2 protein-coding genes and 2 pseudogenes are annotated in these 2,296 nt (G+C 49.5%); all 4 read right to left on the bottom strand.

Going from position 1 to position 2,296, the window contains the following annotated elements; translation table 11 throughout:
* Positions 1-29: 29 nt before the first annotated feature.
* Positions 30-971: pseudogene (locus PGY33_RS14230) on the bottom strand (VirB4-like conjugal transfer ATPase, CD1110 family); the annotation flags it as partial.
* The gene (locus PGY33_RS14225) at positions 901-1,377 is read right to left on the bottom strand and encodes a PrgI family protein (protein ID WP_118478744.1); all 477 of its coding nucleotides are present in this window, start codon (positions 1,375-1,377) and stop codon (positions 901-903) included. The pseudogene PGY33_RS14230 and the gene PGY33_RS14225, both read right to left, overlap by 71 nt.
* A 20-nt stretch (positions 1,378-1,397) precedes the next feature.
* Positions 1,398-1,673 (bottom strand): annotated as a pseudogene (locus PGY33_RS14220) (VirB6/TrbL-like conjugal transfer protein, CD1112 family); the annotation flags it as partial.
* Between the two features lie 102 nt (positions 1,674-1,775).
* On the bottom strand, positions 1,776-2,296 hold a 521-nt coding region (locus PGY33_RS14215; RefSeq protein WP_330673875.1), incomplete at its 5' end, for an HNH endonuclease.

Raw genomic sequence — 2,296 nt, 5'->3', positions numbered from 1 at the left:
GAAGGCTTTGTTCAGGAACGAGTCGCACTGATGTCCATGTCATACCCGGCACGGACGGCCTTCTTCTGCTCCTCGATCTTGCTGCGGTCCAGTTCGGTAATGGTGTGCTTGATCTGCTTGATGGCAGCGGTCTGGTCCACTGACTGGATGTGCATGGTGACGATCTCACTGGTCTCCATATCCAGAAAATCCTTCAGAAGCTGGTCGGAAAGATCCGATGCCGTGATCTGCAGGTAGCTCATAGCTCCGTGGAGGTTTCCCATGGTAAAGGTCCTGCCGCCGGGGAAGGAGAAGGATGTGGGCGCGATGAAATCCTTCACGGAAAGGCCGGAACCTGCCAGCCAGTTCCAGTCGAAGTAAAAGCGGTCATTGTCGCCCATGTGGAACATGGCATGCATGAGCTGCAGGCGATCCTTGCCGTTCAGAACCTTTGCCACCACGCCCAGACGTTTGAAGTTGTTCATCAGATTGGTCTGAACGTGATCCAGACGGGGCTTTGCCTCGCGCATGGACTCGGCTTCAATGCCGAAGGTGATATATTTGGTCTTGGTCAGGCCATTATTGCCCTGCGCAAGCTGCGTCTTCAGCATCTGGCTGTACTCGCTGCGGACACTGTTGAAGTGGTCATTTCTGAGGGGAATGCGGATGTTCTTTTCAAATACCTCTGCATCCGTCGCCATGTTCATGAAGGACAGCTCAAAGTGGATAGAGCTGTCGAAAAAATTCAGGAAGGAGCACCACTCTTCAAAGATCGCGGTCTTGTCCTCTTGCTGCGCCAGCTGGTAGTTGATGTCCTGATACTGAATGGTCTTGGTGTAATACCGGTCGCTCACACGGCAGATGCCATCCGGAAACATACGCTGAAAGGGAATCGACTGCTGCGCGGTGCGGGGAATGCTGTCATCCCGCTTCGCCCGTTCGATGATCTCCTGCACCTGCCGCGCCTGCGCTTTCGTCAGATTCTTCGGCATGTTCAGATCTCTTTTTTCTGCCTTTCGGAACAGACTTTTCATCGTAAACAATGTTTTTAACCTCCATTTCTGCCTGTGCCTGACGGAGCAGGACGGCATAGTAATTGTTCGTCTGATAAGGGCGAACCTTCGGCCTTACAAACTTGGCTTGAATGAACTGCTTTGCGATTTTTTCCAAAGGCTGACCGTCCCGTTCATACATACCGAGGAAGAAGAACAGCATCATGATGAGGATCATGCAGATGGATGCCATGCTGGTATTGCCGTCGGCCTTGAGCAAAAAGAAAGACGGGACACCGATCAGTGCACCCGCCCCAAAGCAGAGAAGTTGACGTTTTGTCAGATTAAATAAGATTTTGGATTTGACCCTCGTAAGATCACGGGGGACAGGAATATAAGCTGCCACTGCGAACCGGACCTCCTTCCTTAGTGTGCCGAGAATACACTCTTTGCAAGTGCACCGGTCTTAAATAACGTGAAGCACAGAAGCACGGTGTATCCGAGAATGCCCCAGATGGATCCGATGATGTCATCCGAAACAGAAATGCTCTGGATCAGCACCGCATAAATGCCGACACAGATCATAATGAGGAAGCCTTGAAAGCCGAGCGCAAACAGGGAACGAAGGTAGTTCTGTCCCACCATACTCTGTTCGCGGTTTCCGAAGGTGGAGAACGGGATCGGTGCCATACTGGTCATGAGTAGGGTAAGAACCCGGCGCCTTGCCATATCACTATGGTAGGTTTCCGAGAACTCCCCTCCGAACCGGACTTACACCTCTCGATGTATCCGGCTCTCCAGATGTCAGTCTAATTTCCCTGCGTGTAACTTATCGTGACAGTCAATGCAGAGTGCCATTGTCTTGCGTTTACGCCCAATCATGGCGATTTCCCATTGTTTTCTGCCACTTAAATCTTTGAGTTTTCGTATATGGTGTATTTCAAGCGGCACATTCTCTGCGCCACACCACTCACACCTGTTTGCTTGCAGTCTTTTTATAAGGCTATTACGCCCATAATTCTCAAAAATTCTTGCTACTATATCAGGATTTCCGCTTTCTACTTTAGTGTCCCGGCGGAACCCATTATTGTAAAACAATACCTTTCCGACCTTGCCGTTTTTCTTCGGATATTCCACAACAAAATCTTTTCCTTGACGGTACTTGCGGATAATTCTGCTGATTCGTGTCCGATATTTTCCAGCAAAGGTTTTGAGCATACTGTATCTCATTACATAGTAGAAGTTATTGAGTACAGACACGTTGTTTGCAAGTCGGTAGTAGTTATACAATCCACGGATTTCTGCGTTGTATTGGTTTAGGATTT

Source organism: Butyricicoccus sp. AF18-9LB, from assembly GCF_027684505.1.
Taxonomy (GTDB): Bacteria; Bacillota; Clostridia; order Oscillospirales; family Butyricicoccaceae; genus Agathobaculum; species Agathobaculum butyriciproducens.
Note: the sequence above shows the minus strand (reverse complement) of the source record. Positions and strands in the feature narration are given on the sequence as shown.